This is a genomic window from Polyangiaceae bacterium, from assembly GCA_020633205.1.
Taxonomy (GTDB): Bacteria; Myxococcota_A; Polyangia; order Polyangiales; family Polyangiaceae; genus JAHBVY01.
Map to the genome: position 1 here is coordinate 1 of JACKEB010000004.1, position 2,002 is coordinate 2,002.

Here is a 2,002-nt window from a genome sequence, read left to right on the forward strand (position 1 = left end):
AGGGCGTCGCGACCGCTGGCGTCGCGGCGCATCGCGGCGAGCGCGGCGCGGGCACGCAGGACGCGGGGATCGCGGGCGTCGCCGCGCGGCACGCCGGCGAGCTCCTTCTCGGCGGCGCCCGCGTCGGAGAGCGCCATCCGGGCCATCGCCCGGGCCGCGCGGTCGCGCCCGCTCGAGCCGGTCGCCAGCTCGACGACGTCCCGCGGGGTGCCGGCCGCCAGCACGGCGATCAGGCGGGCGTCGGCGCCCAGCGAGGGATCCTGCCACAGGGCGTGCGCCACCTCCTCGGTGGCGGGCACCTTGAGCGCGACCGTCGGATCGGCGCCGTCGAGCGCCGCGGCGGCGTCGGCGTCACGGTGACCGCGCCAGGCCCGGATCGCGCGCACGAAGCGCCGGAGCTGGCCCACCGAGACCGTGGCGGTGCGGTTGGCGGGCAGCCCGCCGGTGGCCTGCGCGATGCCCTCCACCAGCGGCGTGACCAGCTCGACGAGCGCGCCGTCGGGCGCGCGGGCCTCGACGCGGGCGGTGACGTCGCCGGCGCGGTCGAGCACGATCAGCGCGGCCCGGACGCCGGCGCCGTCCCGCACCAGCTCGCCGACCACCACCCAGCGCGCGCCCAGCGCGGTCGCGACCTCGGGGATCCGATCGAGGTCGACCACCACCCGCTCGCCGTCGCTGCCAGCGGCGGTCGCCAGCTCCGCCAGCGGGACGACCGCGCGCTCCGGGCGATCGAGCGCGGCACGGACCAGCAGCGTGACCGCGCCGGCGTCGTCGCCGAGCCCGGGCTCGGCGTAGACGTCGGTGACCGCGATGCGATCGGGCGACGCGACGGCGCCCCGCGGTGCCAGCCCGATCGCGAGCAACGACAAGACCGCGATCGCGACCGCGGTCGCGCGCCCCGGGAGGCGGAGGCCTACCACGCGTCGATCGTGCCTGATCCGCCGGCTCGAGGCCAGTCAGCGGGGCCGGCAGATCGGCCTCGCGGACCGGGGGTCCGACAGGGGCCCACCCGCGGCCTTGCCGTCACGGCAGGCCGCCGCAGCAGGTGGTCAAGACGTCGCGGAGCTCCGCGACGTCTTCGGCGAGCGACGGCTCGTCGGGGTGCGCGGCCGCCAGCGTCTGGGCGGCGGCCAGCGCCGCGCGGAGCTCGCGGGTGGCGCCGGCGACGTCGCCGCGCGCGTGCAGGGCAGTCCCGACCTTGTACCGCGCGATGAAGGCGTTCTCGGCGCGCGCGAGGTCGTCGGGATCGCGCGCGACCAGGCCGTCGCGCAGCGCCAGGCAGCGGCGGAAGCCCGCCAGGGCGGCGGCGGTGTCGCCGTGCTCGAGCTGCAGGTCGGCGAGGCGCTCGATCACGATCGACAGATCGCTGGTCCACTCCGCGTTGCTGGGGTCGAGCGCGGCCAGGCGCTCGCGGATCGCGCGCGCGGCCTCGTAGGAGGCGGTCGCGCCGGCGACGTCGCCGACCTCGCGCAGCTCGTCGGCGACCGCGACGTGGCCGATCGACAGGTCGCGCTGCCAGCCGAGGTTGCTGGGGTCGCGCTCGGCGAGGCGCTGCGCCACCGCGAGGCTGGCGCGGTACGCGGTCAGCGCGCCGGCGTGGTCCCCCTGGGCGGCCCGCGCCTCGCCGACCCGATCCTGGATCAACGTGACCAGGCGCTGGCGCGACGCGTCGTCGGGGAAGCGCGCCGCCAGCGCCTCGGCGGCGGTCAGCGCGGTCTCGTAGGTCGCGATCGCGCCGCGGGCGTCGCCGCGCCTCGCCGCGAGATCGCCGAGGCGCGCCAGGGCCTGCACCTTCATCGTCGCCGCGCTGGCGTCCTCGGGCGCGTGGCTCAGGACGCCGTCGACCAGCGCCTGCATCGCGAGGTACGCGGCGCGCGCGCCGTCGAGGTCGCCTCGCCCCTCGAGGAGCTCGCCGATCCGCGCCTGGCTCCCCGCGCGCTCGAGCTGCAGGGCCGCGTCGCCGTCGGCGTCCGCGGCCAGGGCGTCGCGCAGGGCCAGCGCC

General features: G+C 78.7%; 2 protein-coding genes. Both read right to left on the reverse strand.

Annotated elements, in window-relative coordinates:
- Positions 1-869 (reverse strand): hypothetical protein (locus H6718_00035; GenBank protein ID MCB9583750.1); only part of this gene is annotated, 869 nt, incomplete at its 3' end.
- A gap of 154 nt (positions 870-1,023) precedes the next feature.
- Positions 1,024-2,002, reverse strand: a 979-nt coding sequence (locus H6718_00040) for a hypothetical protein (GenBank protein MCB9583751.1), incomplete at its 5' end; no start/stop codon positions are given.